Origin of the sequence: Variovorax sp. RO1 (assembly GCF_002849325.1) — a bacterium.
Classification (GTDB): Bacteria; Pseudomonadota; Gammaproteobacteria; order Burkholderiales; family Burkholderiaceae_C; genus Variovorax.
The window spans coordinates 87,144-105,208 of the sequence record NZ_PKMT01000001.1 but is presented as its reverse complement, the minus strand read 5'-3'; the positions used below and the strand labels follow the sequence as shown (position 1 = coordinate 105,208).

Genomic DNA, 18,065 nt, shown 5'->3' with positions numbered 1-18,065 from the left:
CATGCCCACTGCCATCGACCTGAAAGACATCCGCCCCTTCGTCGCCACGCCCTGCCACAGCGGCGCGGTCGGCACCGAGTGCGTGCGCAGCCTGCTCGGCCTCGTCAACCTCGCGTGGACCCACGGCTTCGCGATGCAGACGCGCTTTCTCGACGGCGACAGCCTCGTCACGCGCGCCCGCAACCGGCTGGCCGCCGAGTTCCTGGCCGACACGCGCTGGACGCACCTGTTCTGGATCGACGCCGACATCGGCTTCGAGCCCGAGGCCGCGCTGCGGCTGCTGGGCGCGGGGCGCGACGTGGTGGCCGGCGTGTACCCGCACAAGAGCGACGGTTGGCCCGACGGCGGCCTGCGCGCACCGCTGCCGGCCGGCGCCACGCGCGCGGACTTCGAGGCGCTGCATGCGGCGTTTCCGGTCAATGTGAATGACGCGGCCGCGCGTGTCGACGCCGACGGCTTTCTCGAAGTGCTCGATGCGCCCACCGGCTTCATGCTGATCGCGCGCCATGTGCTCGAGCAGATGGCGCAGGCGCTGCCCGAGCTGCGCTACACGCCCGACCGCATGGACGACCCGGCCGTCGCTGCGCGGCCGCACTACCGCTTCTTCGACGTGTTCGCCGAACCGGGCAACGGGCGCTACCTCAGCGAGGACTACGGCTTCTGCCGCCGCTGGCAGTCGATCGGCGGACGCGTGCACGTCGACACGCGCTCGCAGCTGTCGCACCAGGGCCTGCGCACCTACCGCGGCGACTTCGCGAGAACGCTGGGGTTGGGCGGCTGAGCCGGCTGCAGGTCGGGCGGCAAGGTGTTGCGGTCGTAGTCACGGTCGGGCGCGATGCGCATCAGCTGCAGGCGCGGTCCTTCTTCCGCAAGGTAGTCGTAGCCGATGGCCTGGAACTGTCGCGCCGGATCGAGCCGCGTGTACAGGTCGCGCCGCGCCACGCGGTCCGCGTGCCGGATGCTCTTCAGGTGGTAGAGCCGGTAGCGGCTGTAGAACATCGGGCCGTGGCGCTGCGCATCGTCGGGCAGCCACGTACCGTGCAGTTCCGAACTCAGTTCAAACGCGATCTGCTGCGGCAGCCGGAACAGCCGCGCGCGCGACTTGCGTCCCCACGGGCCGTCGATGCGCCAGGCATCGGCCGAGTTCCAGAGCTCGCAGGACACGAGCGACAGGCTCGCGAGCTGGTGGTCAGGCAGCGAATCGACAGTGGCATGCAGGTGACGCAGGAACAGCTGTTCGTAGCGCTCGTCGGCATCGCACACCAGCACCCAGCCAGCACCATGGCGACGTGCGGCTTCGAGCAGGCGGCGCTTGTTCTCGTTCTCGTGCCAGACGTGCGCGCCGTCGTCGCGCGGCGGGTTCGACAGCAGCTCCAGCAGCATCGGATCACGCCGCAGGATCTCGGCGGTGCCATCGGTCGAGCCGTCGTCGAGCGCGACGATGCCGTCCACGTGGCCGCGCAGGTGGTCGAGGCATCCGGGCAGGTAGCGCGCTTCGTTGCGCACCTGCAGCACGCAGACGATGCGCAGCCGCGACGTGAGACGCGGCGCGATCGGCGGGTTCGCGCACGACGGGCAATAGAAGGCGCTGGCTTCGTGGTGCAGCAGGCGCGCGCAAACCTCGCACTGGCGGCGCGATCCCATCGGCACCACGGGTGCGTTGGCCAGCCAGGTCGGGGCTTCGGCGGGCCATGTGCTGGTGCCGTCGTCGCGCGCAATGCGATGGAAGTCGCGGCCCCATTCGGCATTGCCCGCGCGCGCCTCATGCGGCGTACTTCTGATCCAGTCGACGTCGCGGTCGAACTGCTCGCCGCCCGTGCGTGTTTCGTCCGACAGGTGCAGCAGGTGCGCGCCCGGACAGGCCAGCAGCTGCCAGCCCGCCATCTCGAGACGCACGCGCAGGTTGTCGTCGTCGCCGCCCCACTCCTCGAACGATTCGTCGTAGCCGTGCACCGCATCGAAGGCCTCTCGCGCGCAGCACAGCGAACCGTAGAAGGTCTGCAGCAGCAGCTCGGGCGGCACCTCGCGCGCGAAGGCGGCGTCGAGCGTGTCCGTGAGTTCATCGAAGCGCGCGAAGCCGACGCGGCCCACCGCCACGCCGCGCGCATGCCCCATCGCCGCTTGCAGCAGCAGGGCCGGCGCATCGCCCACATAGGCGGACTCCGGCGAATGGACCAGCACGAAGCGCCCCGCGCTGCAGCGCACACCGGCGTTGATGGCCTTGCACGGCGGACGCCATGCGTGCGCGATGTCGTTCACGAGCACCTTCCAGCGGATCTGCGGAATGCGTTCGATCAGCGCCAGCACGCCGGCTTCCTCGCCGGGCTCGTCGAGCGCGAGCACGACCTCGATGCCCGGTCGCGCCCAATACCCGGCATTCATCGGCAGCACACGCTTGAACTCGGCCAGCTTGCGGTAGAAAGGGAGCACGACGCTGAGCCAAGGGCGGCCCGTGTCATTCTCCTGGTCGCCCGACGTCATGCTGTTCACTGCATCGCTCCTTCAGCGATGAAGCACCGGAGATGCCCATGCAAGGCTGCTACATCAACCTCGAGCGAAGCACCGATCGCCGCGCCGCGATGGACGCGCAGTTGCAGCGGCTCGGGCTGACGGGTGTCCGGCGCCTGGCCGCCATCGATGCGCAAACGCTCGCGCCCGGCAGCGCGCCGATCACGCCCGGCGAGCGCGCCTGCTTCCTCTCGCACACCGAAGCCCTCACCCGCGCGAACCCCGGCGAGGCGCTGCTGGTGCTCGAAGACGACGCGCAGCTCAGCGAGGCTTTGCCGGCCGTGCTGCGCAGCGGCGCGCTCGCGCAGCTCGACGCCGAGGGCTGCGACATCGCGTTTCTCGAATGCCAGCCCGTGACCTCGACGCAGCACCTGCTCGCGCTCTGGCACAGCCTGCAACGACGTCTGCCGCAAGGAAGCGATGCGCCGCGTCACGCGCTGACAGGCATCGACTTCCTCGACGCGCGCACGCTCTACAACTGGGGCGCGGTCGCCTACCTCGTGACACCGAAGGGCCTGCGCGTGCTGCCCGCGTTGCTGGAGGAGGCGCTCGCGAGCGGGCCGTTGCAACCGTACGACCTGACGCTGGGCAGCTTCCTGCGCGACGGCCGCCTGCAAGGCACGGTGCTCTCGCCCTTCCTCGCCACGCCGGCATGGGGCAGCCATGCCGACAGCACCCTCGGCAGTCCTGCGGAATCGGCGGCGCACGATGTGCTGGGGGGCGCGCTGCGGCGCTTGTTCTTCGCCGGTCCGCTCGACGGCCTCGATGCGCAGGTCGCACCGTGGCGGCACGCACCGCTCACCGACGACCCGCAGCTGCAGCTGCTCGCGGACCTGATGGCGCAGCTCTTCGTGCTCACGGCCCGCGATCACGCGCCGCGCTGACACGCCGGCCTTCTTAAAAGTCCGAACAGCCGTTGCGCCGCTCGGTGTTCACGCAGCTCAGCAGGTTGGGTCGCGAACGCACGCGCGACCATTCGCGCGCCAGCACGTCGGCGCCCTGCTGCGCGCGGTCGCCGTCGAGCGGGCCGGTGGCCAGGCAGATCGGCGCCTGGCCGATGTTCCTGTCGTACAGGTACGAGGTCAGCGGCTCGCGCACCACGTCCACCGACGGCAGCAACGGCAGGCCGCTCACGCGCAACTGGCCCGGCACCACGCGCACCGCGTAGCCCTCGGCCGAGGTGAAGGTGCCGTTGATCGGGTACAAGCCCGTCGGGCTGCCCGGCAGCGCTGCAGAGAACATCGAGCCGCTGAAGCCCGCGCCGGTGTCGCCGAGGATCAGGCCCGTGAGGCTGTAGATGAAGAACGGGTTGGGCGCCCCCACCGTGCGCGAGGCGTCGGCGATCACCACGGTGGCCGTCGGCTGCTGCGCGTAGATGAAGTGGTTGTCGCCCGGCGTCACGGTCACGGTGCACAGGCCCAGGTAGGCGCAGTGATAGAAGTTGGGCAGCGGGCCCGAGCCGGCCAGGCCGCCGCGCGTTTCGCCGATCCAGGTGTCGGCCCACACGCGCCACAGCGCGCCCGAGATGCCGAAGCCGCCCGGGTTCTGCAAGCGCGCCGCCGCCACGAGGTCGGTGCCGCTGGTGCTGCTGACGGGCGCGCCGAGCGTGAGGTCGCCGCTCAGCGTGCGCACGAACACGGTGTTCGCGGCCATCGAATCGGCCGAGGTCACCTGCGGCAGGTTGCCCGCCGCATCGAAGCCCGTGACCGACACCGGCCCGATCGTGACCGCGTTGGCGTCCACGTAGGCAAAGCCGCCGGCCGCGCCGCCGCCGACCGTGGCCACGTCGTTGGCCGGGTTGCGCAAATCGACGCTGCCGTTGCGCGAGCGCGCGAGCAGCGCACCCGCGGTGATCGTGCCGGCGCCCGACTGGCTCACATTGCCGGCCGACAGCAGCCCCAGCGTTGCGGCCGAGACCGGCGCATTGAGCGCAATGCCGCCGCCACCGCCTTCGTTCTGCAGGGTGAGTGCGCCCGAGGTCGAGAGCGCGCCCGCCACCGTGATGTTCGCGGCATGCGTGGTGCTGCCCGCGACGATGGTCGGCGCCGACAGCTGCGCAAACTCCGCGCCCGACACCGAGAAGCCGTTGACCGTCGGGCCGCCCAGCACGATGGGCGTGGCCGTGTCGTCCGATGTGGTCATGTTCACATCGACCCCGCCCGGGCGCAGGTCGATGGTGCCGGCCGCGACGACCGGCGCTTCGATCACGATCGAATCGCCGCTGCCGTCGTTGCTCGCGCGCAGCAGCACGTTGCCGCTGCTGCGGATGCCGGGCAGCGCGCCCGGCGCGGTCGGCGCGCCGCCGGCCTGCAGCACGACGCCGCGCCCGCCGTTCTGCGACCGGCCCGTGACCTCGATGTTGCCGCCGCCGGTGGTGACGAGCTGCGCGCCGTCTTCCAGCCGCACGCCGCTGTCTTCGGTGGCGCCCGGCGCCGAGGGGTCGTTGTTGAAGTTGTAGCCGCGCAGCGTGATGTCGCCGCTGCCGGTGGTGATGCTGCTGCCGCCGTTGATGAGCACGCCGTGCGCCGCCGCGAAGGTTGACGAGGCCTGGCGCCGCGCCACGCCCTGCACCGTGACGTCGCCACTGGTGGTGCTGATGGTGCTCGGCCCGATCTGGCCACTGGTGATGACCACGCCGCTGTCCCACGTGGTCGAGGTGCCGCGGATGTCCACGTTGCCGGTGGCGCTGGCGATGCGCGCGCCCTGCAACAGCACGTCGCCGCCTTCGATGCGCACGTTGCCGCCCGCGCCCGCGTCGCTCTGGCCGACGCGCGTGTCGACCTGCACGTCCTGCGTGAGGATCACGGTGCCGGTGGGCGCGCCGGGCTGGCCGCTGAGCAGCGACACGTTGCCGCCGTCGGTGATGACCTGCCCGCCGTTCAGCCGGATGAAGCCGCTGCCGGGCGTGCCCGTGCCCACCGCGTTCATGGTCACGCTGCCGCCCTGCGTGAGGATGTTGCCCCCGAAGTCGATGAAGCCGCTGTTGCCCGAAGGCGTGCCGTCGGGGTTGACGCCCGCGTTGAGCACCACGTTCAGGTCGTCGCCGCCGGTCGCGCGGATGGTGGTGCCCGTGGTTCGCGTCTGGATGCCGCTGGCGGCGTCCAACTGGAGCGTGAGCGGCCCCTTCGAGCCGGTGTAGTTGATGTCTACATCGGGTTCGAGCGTGATGACACCGCTGCCGCCCGTGCCGGTCCCGGTGGAGATCCGCACGCTGGTGCCGCCGTTGAGCGCGGTGTTGATGTCGCCGTCCTCGATGGTGGAGTTGGCGAGCGCGTCGTATGGGTTGGTGGGCAGCGTGCCGCCGGTCGTGCCGTGGCTGATGGTGAGGTCGAAGGGGTCGATGAACCACTGGCCCGCCGTACCCACAGTCGCTGAGGCATCGACGCGTGCTCCGCGCAGGTCGAAGCGCCCGGCCGAGGTCTCGATGCGTCCACCGTTGCCACCGGCCGTGCCGCCGCGTGCCGACAGCTGGCCGTAGGCGCGCAGCGTCTCGGTCGCCACCACCTTCACGCTGCCGCCGTTGCCCGTGCCCGCACCGGCGTTGGCTTCGAGGCTGGTGTTCTTTCCGATGGCGATGGCGTTGCTGGCCGCGATGTCGATGCTGCCGCCGCCGGTCGCGCCGCTGGCATCGAGGCGCGCCACCGCGGGCGAGCCGTCGAAATTCGTGGCGCCGTCGATGAGCACGTTGCGTCCTTGCACCGAGATGCTGCCGCCCTTGCCGCTGTCGCTGGCCACCGAGGCCAGCGTGCCGACGTTGGTGCCCACGCCGGAGAAGGAGGTGACCAGGCGCATCGAGATGTCGGTGCCCTGGGCGTCGATGGCGATGGTGCCGCCGCTGGTGCGCAGCGCCATGGGCCGGTCGGCGTCGGTGGTGACGGCCACGCCGTAGGTGGGCGTGGTCGAGGGCGTGATGATGATGTCGGGGCTGCCGAGCGTGGCGCTGAAGCCTTCGCTGCCCGCACGGCCGATCACGTCGATGCGCCCGCCCGCGCCGGCCGAGACCTCACCCCGGATGGCGACGCCGTTGCCGCCGCCGGCCGACATGTTCCCCGCCGCAAAGCCCGTGTCGGTGCGCAGGCCGTCGAGGTTGGCGCCCTGGCCTTCGATGCGCACGTTGCGCTCGCTGGCCACGGTGGCGTCGTCGATGACGACCGCCGTGCTGGCGCCCACGGCAGCCCCGCCGATGTTGGAGGTCCAGGTCGGGCCCTGGCCCTTGATGCCGATGTCGCCCACGGACTTCAGCACCGCGCCGCTGCCGATGGCCACGCCGCTGCGCCCGTAGCCCGCGAGGCCGTCGAGCTGCAGGCCGCCGGCGCCGGCTTCGACCGTGCCGCCCGTGATCGACACGCCGTTGCTGCCGCGGAAGATGAAGTCGCTGTTGTTCTGGTCGTCGATCCAGGTGCGGCCCTGGCCGCGCATCGTCACGCGGCCGTCCCCGCCGGTCGTGACCTTGCTGCCCGTCAGCGTCACGCCGTCGCGCCACACGTAGGCGCCGGTGTCACCGCCGAGCGGGACGATGCCGCCGATGGCGCGGCCGTTCTGCGCGTCGCCCTGCCCGAAGAAGCGCACGTCGCCGCCGTTGGCTGCGATGGTGGCGCCGGTCAGCACGATGGCGCCGGCGTAGTCGCTCTCGGCGGAAGGGTTGCCGCTGGCGTTGTTGATGTTCTTCGCGTTGGTGGCGATGAGGCCGGTGGAATCGGCGTTGAAGTCGACATGCAGCGCGCCTTGTTGCGATGTGATGGCCGAGCCCTCGTTCATCACGATGCCGCCGGCCGAATCGACGCGCAACCGCGCTGTGCCGCCTTCGCTCTTGATGACCTGCACACCGGGCGCAAAGGTCACGCCCGCGCCAAGGCCGGTGCGCCCGCTCGCCAGCGTCACGTCGGTGCCGCGGCCCAGCGTGTCGCCGACGCTGCCGGCGCTCACAGAGCCGCCGGTGAAGGCCGGCAATTTGCTGTCGTACACCGGCACGTTGCCGGCCTCGACGATGCCAAGGTCCGACTGCTTCGCGCTCACCGTCCAGCTGCCGTTGGCGCCGCCTTGCGCGCCGCCGCCCGCGTCGACGCGCACGGTCTGCACGCGCACCGCATCGGCCTCGTTCGAAATCGCACCGCCCTTGCCAGCACCCGCGCCACGTGCGGTCATCTCGCCGTAGGCCTGCAGCCGCGACTCACGCTCGGGCGCCGCGTCGGCCTCGCCCACCAGGGCCTGGCCCTTGGCGCTGGCCGTGGTGATGGTGCCGCCCGCGCCCTCGGTGGTGGCGTCGGCGCGCAGCACCGAGGTGGACGACAGCGCCACGTCGTAGCCATGCACCGACACGTTGCCGCCGCCGGCCTGGCCGCTGGCATCGATCACCGCGCGCTGGTCGCCGCCGCCCGTACCTTCGATGCGCACCTGCCCGGCCGCGATGCGGATGTTCCCGCCGCGCTGGCCCGCGCCCGCGCCGGTGGCATCGAGCAGGCCGCCGTTCATCTCGATGCGGTTGTCGCGGCCCGCGCCGAGCACGATCTCGCCGTTGACGTTCTCCAGCGTGCGCGCGCGCACCGTGCCCGACTGGTTCACCACCAGCTCGCCCGCCGTGTTGGAGCTGCCGACGAGCATCACGCGCCCGCCATCGGCCTGCAAGGTGGCGCCCGCGGCGTTCACCACCTTGGCACTGGTGGCCATGGCGTCGGCCGCGACCACGAGGTTGGTGAGGCCGTCGTTGCCCAGGTCGAAACTGATCTTGCGGCCCGAGGCCAGTGCGACGGTGCTGCGGTTGGCGGTGATGCTGCCGGTGTTGGTCACCTCGGCGCCCATCAGCACCACGGGGCCGCCGACGGCGGTGAGCACACCGGCGTTGCTTACGGCTTTGGTGTTGCCGTCGGGCCGTTCGAAAGTGAGCTGGGTGCTGCCTTCGAGGAAGGCGTTGTCGAGGGTGCTCAGGGCCAGCGTGGAAGCCACGAGGCCGCCCACGTTGACCTGTGCGCCCTGACTGAACACCACGCCGTTCGGGTTGACGAGGAACACGCGCCCGTTGGCCGTGAGCTGGCCGGCGATGGTCGAGAGCTCGTTGCCCATCACGCGGTTGAGCAGGATGCTGGACGCGCCCATCGACTGGTTGATGTTGACCGCGTCCTTGGCGCCGATGGAGAAGGCGTTCCAGTTGATGATCGCGCGCAGCGACGCCTGCGAGATCGCCAGCGCCTGTCCGCCCAGCGGCGATGCGGTGGTCGAACCCGCCACGCCCACGCTGCCCTGCGTGGTGTAGCCGCCCGGTCCGAAGCTCGGCAGGATGGTCTGGGCCAGCGCCGGCGCCAGGCCCATGCAGGCGATAGCAAGCGCCAGCGGGCGCAGCGTCGGCCGGGGTTGGAAGTTGCGTGGCTTCATGGTCAGAACGCCTTTTGCAGCTGCACGTACAGCCGCGGATTGCGCCCGCCGCCGTCGGTCTGCGCGGGCGGTGTGCCGGCGCGCCAGGCGAGCGTGGCGTTGATCGAGAAGTTGCCCGGGCGCGACCAGCTCAGTCCGATGCCGTAGCCGCGCAGGCTGTGGGAGTTCTCGCCGTCGAAGGGCGAGGGATGGCGCGCGATCTTTCCGCGTGCCGCGTCGTAGAACAGGTAAGGCGTGATCTCGTCGGTGGCGGCCCAGCGGTATTCGAAGGTGCCGATCAGGCCCTCGTCCACCAGCAGTTCGCCCGAGGGGTAGGCGCGCACCGCGCGCGCGCCGCCGAGCGCGAGCTTTTCGGAGGCGTCGAGGTTCTTGCTGGCCCACTGGCCGCCGACCGAGAAGTACAGCGAGTGGCGCGGCACGATGGACTGCAGGCGCGACACCTGGAAGCTCAGCTTGGTGAAGCCGCCTTCGGTGTGGCGCCCGCCGAACTGCTGGTCGGACTGGAAACTTTGCGGATCGCGGATCGACAGGTCGCCGTGGTACAGCGTGCCCGAGCTGGCCCAGTAGCCGCCGCCCAGCACCTCGTCGCGCCGCTCCCAGGCCCAGCCGATGCCGAAGCCCTGCACGCGTTTCTTTGCCGTGAAGTCGACGCCGCGCAGCTCGTCGGTGAGGTCTTTCACGTCGGCCGTGAGGCGCAGGAACAGGTTCTGCTGGCGCTGGCGGATCAGCGGGTAGTTGAGCGACACGTCGAGCACATCGGCGCGGCCGCGCGCGTCGAGGTCGACGAACTGGCCGCCCAGGTCGTAGCTCACGCGCGAGATGCCGATGCCGCCGCGCAGGCCGCTGGTGCCCAGCGGCGCCTCGTACGACACGCGGCCGTACTGCAGCGCATTGCTGTTGGACAGCAGCACGCGTGCGTCGAGGTTGTCGCCGATGCCGAAGGGGCTGAGCCAGCGCGCCGTGCCGCCCACGCGGTAGCGCCCCGCCTCCTTGGTGCCGTGGTTGTCGGCCTCGGCCGAGAAGGCCCAGCGCGAGCCGGCCTCGACCTCGACCGACAGGTCGGTGGTGCCGGCCTGCGCGCCTTCCTGCAGGCTCGACGACACCTTGAGGCCGGGCTGGTCCGACAGCAGCAGCATCGCGCGCTCGTAGGCCGGTGCGTTCACGGCCTCGCCCGGCTGCAGCGCCGCCAGGAAGCCGCGCACGCGCGCCTCGCTGATCGGCGCCTCGGGCGCGACCAGCACCTCGACCTTGCCGAGCCGGCCTTCGATGATGCTGATCTCGACGACGCCGTCGCGCACGGTCTGCACCGGCACCACGGCCTGCGCGAGAAAGTAGCCGCGCTCCTTGTAGCGCGTGGTGATCGCCTGCGCGAGCCCTTCGAGGTCGCCGAGCGTGACGTCGCGGCCGATGTACGGCGCGGTGATCGTTTGCAGCTCGTCGTTGCTCAGCGCCTTCACGCCGTTCAGGCGCAGGTCGGTGAGCTTGAAGCTGCCCGCGCCCGCGGCAGACCGGGGCGGTGCGGGCAGGGTTTGCGGGGCGACGGCGCCGGGGGCCTGTGCGACGGGGCGGTCGCAGCTGCCGCAGGGGTCCTTGGTGGGAAGCAGCGTGGTGGCTTCCTGCGCATGGGCGCGGGGCATGGCGATCCACAGCGTGGCACCGACGAGGGCAGTTGCTGCGATGGCGATCGGCGTCGGCCGGGGACGAAGGCGGATCGCAGGGGCCATGGCAGTGCTTCTTTGCAAGAGGGAGCGTGGCGAAGACATGGTCAGCTCCCGACAGTAAGACGCCAGTTGCCGATCAGGTTGAACGGCGCCCAGAAGAAGGGGTGGGACATCTTGGGGTCCTTCAGCACGGCCAGTTGTCCGGCCTGCATGGCCTTCTGGATGTCGCGACCCTTGGCGAGCTCGCCGTAGAGCGTGCCCATGAGCACGGCGGTGGCGTCGTCCGACACGGGCCACAGCGAGGCGATGAGGCTGGAGCTGCCGGCCGAGAGGAACGAACGCGTGAAGCCCAGCACCTCGTCGCCCTGCGCGATGCGCCCCAGGCCCGACTCGCAGGCCGACAGCGTGACCAGCGCCGTGCCTTCCATCGGCATCGCGAGGATCTCGTGCGCTTCGAGAAAGTTCTGCTTGCCGCCTTCGTTGGCCAGCAGGATGCGCGAGTACAGCGGATCGACCTCGTCGGCCTCGGCATGCGCCGCCACGTGCATCAGCGGCGAGCGCGAGGCCACGTCGCGGAACTGCGTCTTGGTGGCGGCGGCGCCCATGTACACCGTGTTGCGCGGGAAGAGTTGTGCGAGCTGCTTCACCTCGGTCTCGGCGCCGGGCAGGTCGTACTTGTCCTCGATGCGCGGATTGCCGAAGGCCACCAGCGACGCGTTCACGCGCGGCGTGCGCTGCGCCAGCTGCACCGCGATGCTGATCGACGGCGCCACCGACACCGGGTGCGTCTCGATGAGGTAGCGGCCGTCCAGGCGCAGCGCCTGGAACGGCAGGTAGTGCAGCGGCCCGTGCGGCACCACCACCACGCGCTGCCCCGGCACCAGGCCCAGCGGCCCGAGCAGCGCGGCGCCCAGCTTGTCGGCGTTGGCGATGGCGGCGCGGCGGCCACGCACGATCGAGTTGCGGAAGGTCTCGACGAGCTCGGTGAGCTCCTCGCGCTTCACCCCGATGCGCTTCTCGGTGATGCTGTCCGGGCCCACGACCCAGACCATCAGGCGGTCGGGCAGCGCGTGGAACTGCACCACGCGCTCGTCGGCTGCCAGCGTGCGCTGCAACGCGGCCACGCCGACCATGCCGGCCGACGACTCGCTGAGCTTCGCGCGGCCACGCACCGCATCGAGCAGCGCGCGCGAGCGGCTGTGCTCGCTGACCTCGAAGGCCCGCGTCGGATCGCCCGCTTCGCTGTACACCGCCACGCCGCGTTCGAACACCGACTGCAGGTCGGAGAACAGGCCCATCTTCACTTCTTCGCTGCGAAAGCGCGCGCGCACCTGGTCGACGTCGGCCAGCGCGCGGCCCGCGGCGTCGGCCGCGGCCTGCTTCTGGCCCAGCGCGAGTTCGCTGCGCGCCACGCCGTCCCAGGCCCAGAGCCGGTAGTAGGCGGTGTCGGTGCCGACCTGGCGCGTGGTGAGCGCGCGGTACTTGTCGCGTGCCTCGGCCGGCTTGTTCTCGGCCAGCAGCAGGCGGGCGCGCGTGCGTTCGAGCTGCGCGGCCAGCGGCGCTTCGCGCGGCTCGGCCATGCCGCCGAGCACCTGGCGTGCGCGCGCCGCGTCACCCGATTCGATGAGCGCGTTGACGAGCGACGCCTGCACCAGCGGCGCATAGCGCGGCGAGCTGTTGGCCAAGGCCTCGTCGTAGCTCAGCACCGCGCCGGCAAAGTCGCCGCGCCGCGTGCGCACGTCGCCGATCACTTTCTGTACCGGGCCGACCACCAGCTTCGGGTCGCGCGCGGTGTGGCGCAGCGCTTCGCGCGCGAACTCCTCGGCCTTCTCGAGCTGGCCCGAGTAGCTGTAGACGATCGCCAGGTCGCGGTTGGCCACCGCGCGCAGGTTCGGGTCGCTGGTGGCGTTGGCCAGATGCAGCGCCTTGCTCGCGGCGCGCACGCTCTGGCGGAACTCGCCCGCCTCGGCCAATGCGACCGCCTGGCTGCAGTACTGATAGCCCGAGAGCTTGACCGCGTCCTGCCCGTAGAGCACCGCGCCTTCGCTGGTCAGCGCCAGCAGCGTGTCGGTGTCCGCAAGACGCGCCTGCGCCATCCGGTCGGCCGCCGCCTCGGCATTCGGGCCGCCCGCTGAAGCAGCAGGAGCCGCAGGTGGTGCTGGCGCGGGTCGTTGCGCCAGGGCTGAAGGACCGCCGGGGCCCAGTAGCAAGACACCCACCAGGCCGACCGCACCGGCAAGACCGGCACGGCGACGCGCCGGATGCGTACATCCCCATCTCGAAAACCACGCCATTGAACCCCCTCGACCCATGCACTCGCTGCCGCGAACGCTCGACGCCGCGGGAGTGCGCGCCGTTCAGGCCTCGAGGGAAAGTCTAGGAGCGGGTGTTCACCTCGCCTATTCGCAAGACGGTCTAGCGCGAATGGCGTAGAGCCTGTTCACGCTAGGCCGGCACGCTGTCGATGTTCAGCCGGTCCCAATGCCGGTGCTTCGCGATCGCCGCAATGAAATCCTGCGCGATCTGGGTCGCCGCCGTGGCGTCGCCCAGGTTGGTGACAGGCGTTTCGGCCACCACCACGCCGGCCGGTGCCTCGCCCTCGGGCGTGACGCCGAGCGATGCCAGCAACTGCACGCCCTCGCCCACCACACAGATCGCCTTGCAGTGCTTGTACGCCTCGAGCACAAAGTGCACGGCATCGCCCTGCGCCGCAAGCGCAGCCGCACCTTCAGCACCCGCCGGCACGAGCACGGCGTCGAACATCACCGAGGCGGTGTTCGTGAAGGTCATGTCGATGTCGATCTGGCGTTTGGACGCACTGGCCACGGTGCCGAGCTTGGGGCCCACCACCTTGCACTGCGCGCCCGCCTGTTCGAGCGCATCGCGGATCGGCTTGAGTGAGGCCGAGTCGACGCCGTCCGCCACGAGGATCGCGACCTTGCGCGTGCGCACGACGCCGTCGGCGCTGCCGTCGCTCATGCGCAGCGCGGGCGATTCGTCGATGGGCAGTTCGATGCGGTGCTCGCGAAAGCCCGCGTACCCCGCCGCGGCCTTCGCATCGGGCTCGCCGATGCCCAGCGGCTCGGCCACGCGGCGTGCGAGTTTTTCGTCGACGTGCGCAAGGTTGTCGACCATGCGCTGGCGGATGGCGGGCACTTCGAGCTTCGAGAGTTCGAAGCGGAAGGCCGCAACGATGTGTTCCTTCTCGGCCGTGCTCTGGCTGTTGAAGAACAGGCGCGCCTGCGTGAAGTGGTCGTCGAACGACGGGCTGCGGCGCCGCACCTTGGGCGACTCGATCTCTTCGGGGAACGACTGGAAGCCGTGGCTGCCGCCGTCGACGCGGAACTCGGTGCCGCTGCCCAGGGTGTTGGGTTCGTAGGCGACCTGGCCGCGCGCGATGGTCTGGCGGTGCATGCCGTCGCGCTGCATGTTGTGGAACGGGCACACGGCCTTGTTGATCGGCAGCTCGTGGAAGTTGGCACCGCCCAGCCGCGAGATCTGCGTGTCGGTGTAGCTGAACAGGCGGCCCTGCAGCAGCGGGTCGTTGCTGAAGTCGATGCCGGGCACGACGTGGCCCGGATGAAACGCCACCTGCTCGGTCTCGGCGAAGAAGTTGTCGGGGTTGCGGTTGAGCACCAGCTTTCCGATGCGCTGCACGGGCACCATCTCTTCGGGGATGAGCTTGGTGGGGTCGAGCAGGTCGAAGCCCAGCGACTCGGCCTTGTCGGGCGCGATGAGCTGCACACCGAGTTCCCATTCGGGAAAGTGGCCCTGCTCGATGGCCTCCCAGAGGTCGCGGCGGTGAAAGTCGGGGTCCTTGCCGGCGATCTTCTGTGCCTCGTCCCACACGAGGCCGTGCACGCCGAGCTTGGGCTTCCAGTGGAACTTCACGAAGTGGCTCTCGCCGCGCGCGTTCACGAAGCGGAAGGTGTGGACGCCGAAGCCTTCCATCATGCGAAGGCTGCGCGGAAGGGCGCGGTCGCTCATGGCCCACATCAGCATGTGGGTGCTCTCGGGCATGAGCGAGGCGAAGTCCCAGAAGGTGTCGTGCGCGCTCGCGGCCTGCGGCATCTCGTGGTGCGGCTCGGGCTTCACGGCGTGGATGAGGTCGGGGAACTTCATCGCGTCCTGGATGAAGAACACCGGGATGTTGTTGCCCACGAGGTCGTAGTTGCCCTCGCGCGTGTAGAACTTGACGGCAAAGCCGCGCACGTCGCGCACGGTGTCGGCCGAGCCGCGCGAGCCGGCCACGGTGGAGAAGCGCACGAACACGGGCGTTTTGGCATCGGGGTCTTGCAGGAAGTCGGCGCAGGTGTACTGCGACATCGACTGGTAGACCTGAAAGTAGCCGTGCGCCGCCGAGCCGCGCGCATGCACGGCGCGCTCGGGAATGCGCTCGTGGTCGAAGTGCGTGATCTTCTCGCGCAGGATGAAGTCTTCGAGCAGCGTCGGCCCGCGCACACCCGCCTTGAGCGAGTTGTGGTTGTCGGGAATCTGCAGGCCCTGGTTGGTCGTCAGGTGCGTGGGATGCTCGGTGGTGAAACCGTCGAGCTGCAGCTGCTTGGCGTTGGCGCCGTCTCCGGCCTTGGCGGTGCTGGCGCGGCGGCCGGCGGCGGCCTTGTTCTGGGGGGACATCGGGGTTCTGGGCATCGATGCGGGCCGGCTCAGCCGACCTCGTTGCTGTTGCCGCTGCCGATGAAGATGTCGAGCACGTTCACCACGGCGATCAGGCCGATGCAGGCGGTCACGGCGGCCACCGCCCAGATCAGGATGTCGTCGTCCCAGGTGCCCATGAGCGAATCGAACAGTGCTGAGATTTCCATGGTGTCTTCCCTCCGAGAAAAGCGGGGCCGCATGCCGGCGAATCCGCAAAAGGGAAGCTTAGGGGCGGCCCGGCGCGCGGGCCGTAGTGGGCGCCCCTCCCCGTCTGTGGGAGAAGGTGGGCGTCCCCGGTAGGAGGGCGCCGACAGCGCCGAGGCTTCAGAGGCCCGGGTCGAGCACGCGCTCGCTGGGCCTCGCGAAGTAGAACCACTCGGCGCCCGGCAGCGCCATGGCGTTCGGGAACACGATGAAGCCGTCTTCGGGCGCGCTGACCAGCGTGCCGTCGTGCCGCATGCCGACGGGTTCGCCACGCTGCACGGCATCGAAGGTGGCCCAGTCGCGCACGAAGCTGTCGTCTTCGTGCAGGCGGTCGGTCACGCTCGCCAGGCGCAGCAGTTGGGGCGGTTGCGCAGGCGCGCCCGACAGGCCCGGCGGCAGCGCCGCCATGCCCAGCAGCGCGAGCGTGCGGCGAATGGCGCGCCACGCCACCTCGGGCGCCTGCGGGTCCTGGTGCTGGCCGCATTCGAGCGTGACGCCGTAGCCGCCGCAGCTGCGGATGTATTCGTTGGTGCCGCGGCCGAAGTCGATGGCGGCCTCGTCGACCGCCGCGCCGCGCTGCGCGAGGCCGGCGGCGTAGATGTCGAGCCAGCCCTCGACGACGATGGGCGTGCCGATGTGCAGCGCGAGCCGGCCTTCTTCCTGCGCGCGCGCAAAGGGTTCGAGGGGGCCGCTGTTGTCGCGAGGACCGATCATGGCGAAGGCCTCGCCCTCGCTCTGGAAGGAATGCAGGTCGAGCAGCACGTCGTGGCGCGCGATGACGGGCGCCAGCCGGTTGGTGATGCGGGCTTCGTAGTCGGCGGGCGTGTCGCTCGGGCGGAACAGGCGGTTGAGGTTGCGCTGCCCCTCGCGCTGCAGGCGGCGGCGCGCGAGCGGGTTGGCCACGGGCACGAGGGTGAGTTCGCCGCACAGCAATTGCAGCGCGCCGCTGTCGAATTCGGCCAGCACACGCGCGATGCCCTCGGTGCCGCAGGTCTCGTCGCCATGCACGCCGCCGATCACGAGCAAGCGCGGGCCTGGGCCCGGGTTCAGCGACGCGAACGTGTGCAGGCGCAGGCTGTCGGTGGCGGTCGCGGCGTCGTCGAAAAGGGCGTTGGACATGCGGGCGATTATGCGGAGGCGACTCCCGCCGCGCAAAAGACAAAACCCCGGGATGGAGCGAGCGCGCAGCGCGAACCTACAGCCGCGCCCTGGCCTGTCCTACCGCCCTCTCGCGGGGCACCGCGCAAGCTGGCGCCAGACCCGAACTTTGAAGGAGCACACGATGGCCCAGCCGCCGCGCAAGGACAAGAAGGACACCACCCGCGTCGAAAAGGACGGCGAGCCGGCGCCGCGCCTGCCGCACGAGCGCGACCAGTCGTCGGACAGCCAGGTGATGCAGGACGGCCAGCCGCCCGAAAAGGGCCGGCGCGGCTACGAGGACGTGGAACGCGGCGTGGTCGACACCGACCGCGGGCTGACGCCCGAGCGCACCGCCGACGGCAAGGTCAGACCTTGACCGTCGCCAGCTGCTGGCGCATGTCGCGGATCACCGCGCCGTAGTCCTTGGCGTTGAAGATCGCGCTGCCCGCCACGAAGGTGTCGGCGCCGGCCGAGGCCACGCGCGCGATGTTGTCGGCCTTGATGCCGCCGTCCACTTCGAGGCGGATGTCGCGCCCGCTCTGCGCGATGCGCTTGCGCGCCTGCTCGATCTTGCGCAGCGCCGAGTCGATGAAGCTCTGGCCGCCGAAGCCGGGGTTCACGCTCATGATGAGGATGAGGTCGATGTCGTCGATGGCCCAGTCGAGCGCTTCCAGGCCCAGCCCCGGGTTGAACACCAGCCCGGGCTTGCAGCCCGCGGCCCGGATGGCCTGGATGCTGCGGTGCGTGTGGGGCGATGCGTCGGGGTGGAAGCTGATGTAGTCAGCGCCCGCTTGCGCAAAAGACGCGGCCAGCGCGTCGACGGGCTGCACCATGAGGTGCACGTCGATCGGCACGGGCGTGCCGTCGGCGGTCTTGGCGTAGGGCTTGAGGGCCTGGCAGATCATGGGGCCGAAGGTCAGATTCGGCACGTAATGGTTGTCCATCACGTCGAAGTGGATCCAGTCGGCGCCGGCCGCGATCACGTCGGTCAGTTCCTGGCCGAGGTGCGCGAAGTCGGCGGAAAGAATGGAGGGCGCAATGCGGAACGGGGTGCTGCTCATAACCCCGGATTCTCGCAGCCGATGGAAATCCGAGGAAAGGCCTCCGTTACCATGCGCCCCATGTCACACAGCCCCTTCAGCGTACAGGTCGAACCGCGTTACCTGGCCGACCAGTCCTCGCCCAAGGACAACGTCTACACCTTCTCCTACACGATCACCATCACCAATGTGGGCACGGTGGGCGCGCAATTGATCGCGCGCCACTGGCTCATCAACGACGCCTCGGGCCATCCGCAGGAGGTCAAGGGCCTCGGCGTGATCGGCCAGCAGCCGCTGCTGGCGCCCGGCGAGTCGTTCCGCTACACCAGCGGCTGCCGCCTGCAGGCCGCCAGCGGCACGATGCACGGCAGCTTCTTCGTGGTGACCGAGGAAGGCGAGCGCTTCGACGTGCCCGTGCCCATGTTCGTGCTCGAAGCCGACATTGGCGGTGCCCCGGTCTCCCGCGTGCTGCACTGAGCGCACGGCC

12 protein-coding genes are annotated in these 18,065 nt (G+C 70.3%); 4 read left to right on the top strand and 8 right to left on the bottom strand.

The features are described from left to right. Position 1 precedes the first annotated feature (1 nt). Positions 2-781: a hypothetical protein gene (locus CY658_RS00455; protein WP_101488394.1), complete on the top strand. Its 780-nt coding sequence runs from the start codon at positions 2-4 to the stop codon at positions 779-781. Here the strand turns inward: CY658_RS00455 and CY658_RS00450 are convergent. Then, complete coding sequence (locus CY658_RS00450; RefSeq protein ID WP_257884821.1) at positions 739-2,481, bottom strand: glycosyltransferase family 2 protein; 1,743 nt, start codon at positions 2,479-2,481, stop codon at positions 739-741. The genes CY658_RS00455 and CY658_RS00450 overlap by 43 nt on opposite strands. Positions 2,482-2,528: 47 nt before the next feature. On the opposite strand from CY658_RS00450, the gene CY658_RS00445 reads away from it, so the two are divergent. Next, a complete protein-coding gene (locus CY658_RS00445; RefSeq protein ID WP_180838811.1) occupies positions 2,529-3,392 on the top strand; it encodes a glycosyltransferase family 25 protein in 864 nt (287 codons plus the stop codon). A gap of 13 nt (positions 3,393-3,405) precedes the next feature. On the opposite strand, the gene CY658_RS00440 is transcribed toward CY658_RS00445, so the two are convergent. The 6 genes from CY658_RS00440 to CY658_RS00420 form a co-directional block, all read right to left on the bottom strand. After that, the gene (locus tag CY658_RS00440; protein ID WP_101488391.1) at positions 3,406-8,877 is read right to left on the bottom strand and encodes a beta strand repeat-containing protein; all 5,472 of its coding nucleotides are present in this window, start codon (positions 8,875-8,877) and stop codon (positions 3,406-3,408) included. 2 nt (positions 8,878-8,879) lie between these two features. Further along, positions 8,880-10,601 (bottom strand): ShlB/FhaC/HecB family hemolysin secretion/activation protein, encoded by a 1,722-nt coding sequence (locus tag CY658_RS00435; protein WP_257884584.1) that lies wholly within the window; start codon positions 10,599-10,601, stop codon positions 8,880-8,882. A 41-nt stretch (positions 10,602-10,642) separates the two neighbouring features. Next, on the bottom strand, positions 10,643-12,634 hold the full coding sequence (locus CY658_RS00430; RefSeq protein WP_257884583.1) for a CHAT domain-containing protein: 1,992 nt from the start codon (positions 12,632-12,634) through the stop codon (positions 10,643-10,645). Between the two features lie 349 nt (positions 12,635-12,983). Next, positions 12,984-15,173, bottom strand: coding sequence for a catalase (locus CY658_RS00425; protein ID WP_101488388.1), 2,190 nt, complete (start codon positions 15,171-15,173; stop codon positions 12,984-12,986). 29 nt (positions 15,174-15,202) lie between these two features. Beyond that, positions 15,203-15,361, bottom strand: a complete 159-nt coding sequence (locus tag CY658_RS32630; protein ID WP_180838810.1) for a hypothetical protein — start codon at positions 15,359-15,361, stop codon at positions 15,203-15,205. Positions 15,362-15,518: 157 nt separating this feature from the next. Next, a complete protein-coding gene (locus CY658_RS00420) occupies positions 15,519-16,517 on the bottom strand; it encodes a succinylglutamate desuccinylase/aspartoacylase family protein (RefSeq protein WP_101488387.1) in 999 nt (332 codons plus the stop codon). Between the two features lie 163 nt (positions 16,518-16,680). Between CY658_RS00420 and CY658_RS00415 the strand changes: the two genes are divergently transcribed. Further along, positions 16,681-16,914, top strand: coding sequence for a hypothetical protein (locus CY658_RS00415; RefSeq protein ID WP_180838809.1), 234 nt, complete (start codon positions 16,681-16,683; stop codon positions 16,912-16,914). Here the strand turns inward: CY658_RS00415 and rpe are convergent. Beyond that, the gene (gene rpe, locus CY658_RS00410) at positions 16,904-17,599 is read right to left on the bottom strand and encodes a ribulose-phosphate 3-epimerase (protein ID WP_101488386.1); all 696 of its coding nucleotides are present in this window, start codon (positions 17,597-17,599) and stop codon (positions 16,904-16,906) included. The two genes, CY658_RS00415 and rpe, sit on opposite strands and share 11 nt — an antisense overlap. A gap of 60 nt (positions 17,600-17,659) precedes the next feature. On the opposite strand from rpe, the gene apaG reads away from it, so the two are divergent. Beyond that, positions 17,660-18,055: a Co2+/Mg2+ efflux protein ApaG gene (gene apaG / locus CY658_RS00405; RefSeq protein WP_101490148.1), complete on the top strand. Its 396-nt coding sequence runs from the start codon at positions 17,660-17,662 to the stop codon at positions 18,053-18,055. Positions 18,056-18,065 lie beyond the last annotated feature (10 nt).

Excerpts from the sequence above, each read along its gene's own strand:
- CY658_RS00455 (WP_101488394.1), top strand. The coding sequence starts at position 2 with ATGCCCACTGCCATCGACCTGAAAGACATCCGCCCCTTCGTCGCCACG.
- CY658_RS00450 (WP_257884821.1), bottom strand. The coding sequence starts at position 2,481 with ATGACGTCGGGCGACCAGGAGAATGACACGGGCCGCCCTTGGCTCAGC.
- CY658_RS00445 (WP_180838811.1), top strand. The coding sequence starts at position 2,529 with ATGCAAGGCTGCTACATCAACCTCGAGCGAAGCACCGATCGCCGCGCC.
- CY658_RS00440 (WP_101488391.1), bottom strand. The coding sequence starts at position 8,877 with ATGAAGCCACGCAACTTCCAACCCCGGCCGACGCTGCGCCCGCTGGCG.
- CY658_RS00435 (WP_257884584.1), bottom strand. The coding sequence starts at position 10,601 with ATGGCCCCTGCGATCCGCCTTCGTCCCCGGCCGACGCCGATCGCCATC.
- CY658_RS00430 (WP_257884583.1), bottom strand. The coding sequence starts at position 12,634 with ATGGCGCAGGCGCGTCTTGCGGACACCGACACGCTGCTGGCGCTGACC.
- CY658_RS00425 (WP_101488388.1), bottom strand. The coding sequence starts at position 15,173 with ATGTCCCCCCAGAACAAGGCCGCCGCCGGCCGCCGCGCCAGCACCGCC.
- CY658_RS32630 (WP_180838810.1), bottom strand. The coding sequence starts at position 15,361 with ATGGAAATCTCAGCACTGTTCGATTCGCTCATGGGCACCTGGGACGAC.
- CY658_RS00420 (WP_101488387.1), bottom strand. The coding sequence starts at position 16,517 with ATGTCCAACGCCCTTTTCGACGACGCCGCGACCGCCACCGACAGCCTG.
- CY658_RS00415 (WP_180838809.1), top strand. The coding sequence starts at position 16,681 with ATGGCCCAGCCGCCGCGCAAGGACAAGAAGGACACCACCCGCGTCGAA.
- rpe (WP_101488386.1), bottom strand. The coding sequence starts at position 17,599 with ATGAGCAGCACCCCGTTCCGCATTGCGCCCTCCATTCTTTCCGCCGAC.
- apaG (WP_101490148.1), top strand. The coding sequence starts at position 17,660 with ATGTCACACAGCCCCTTCAGCGTACAGGTCGAACCGCGTTACCTGGCC.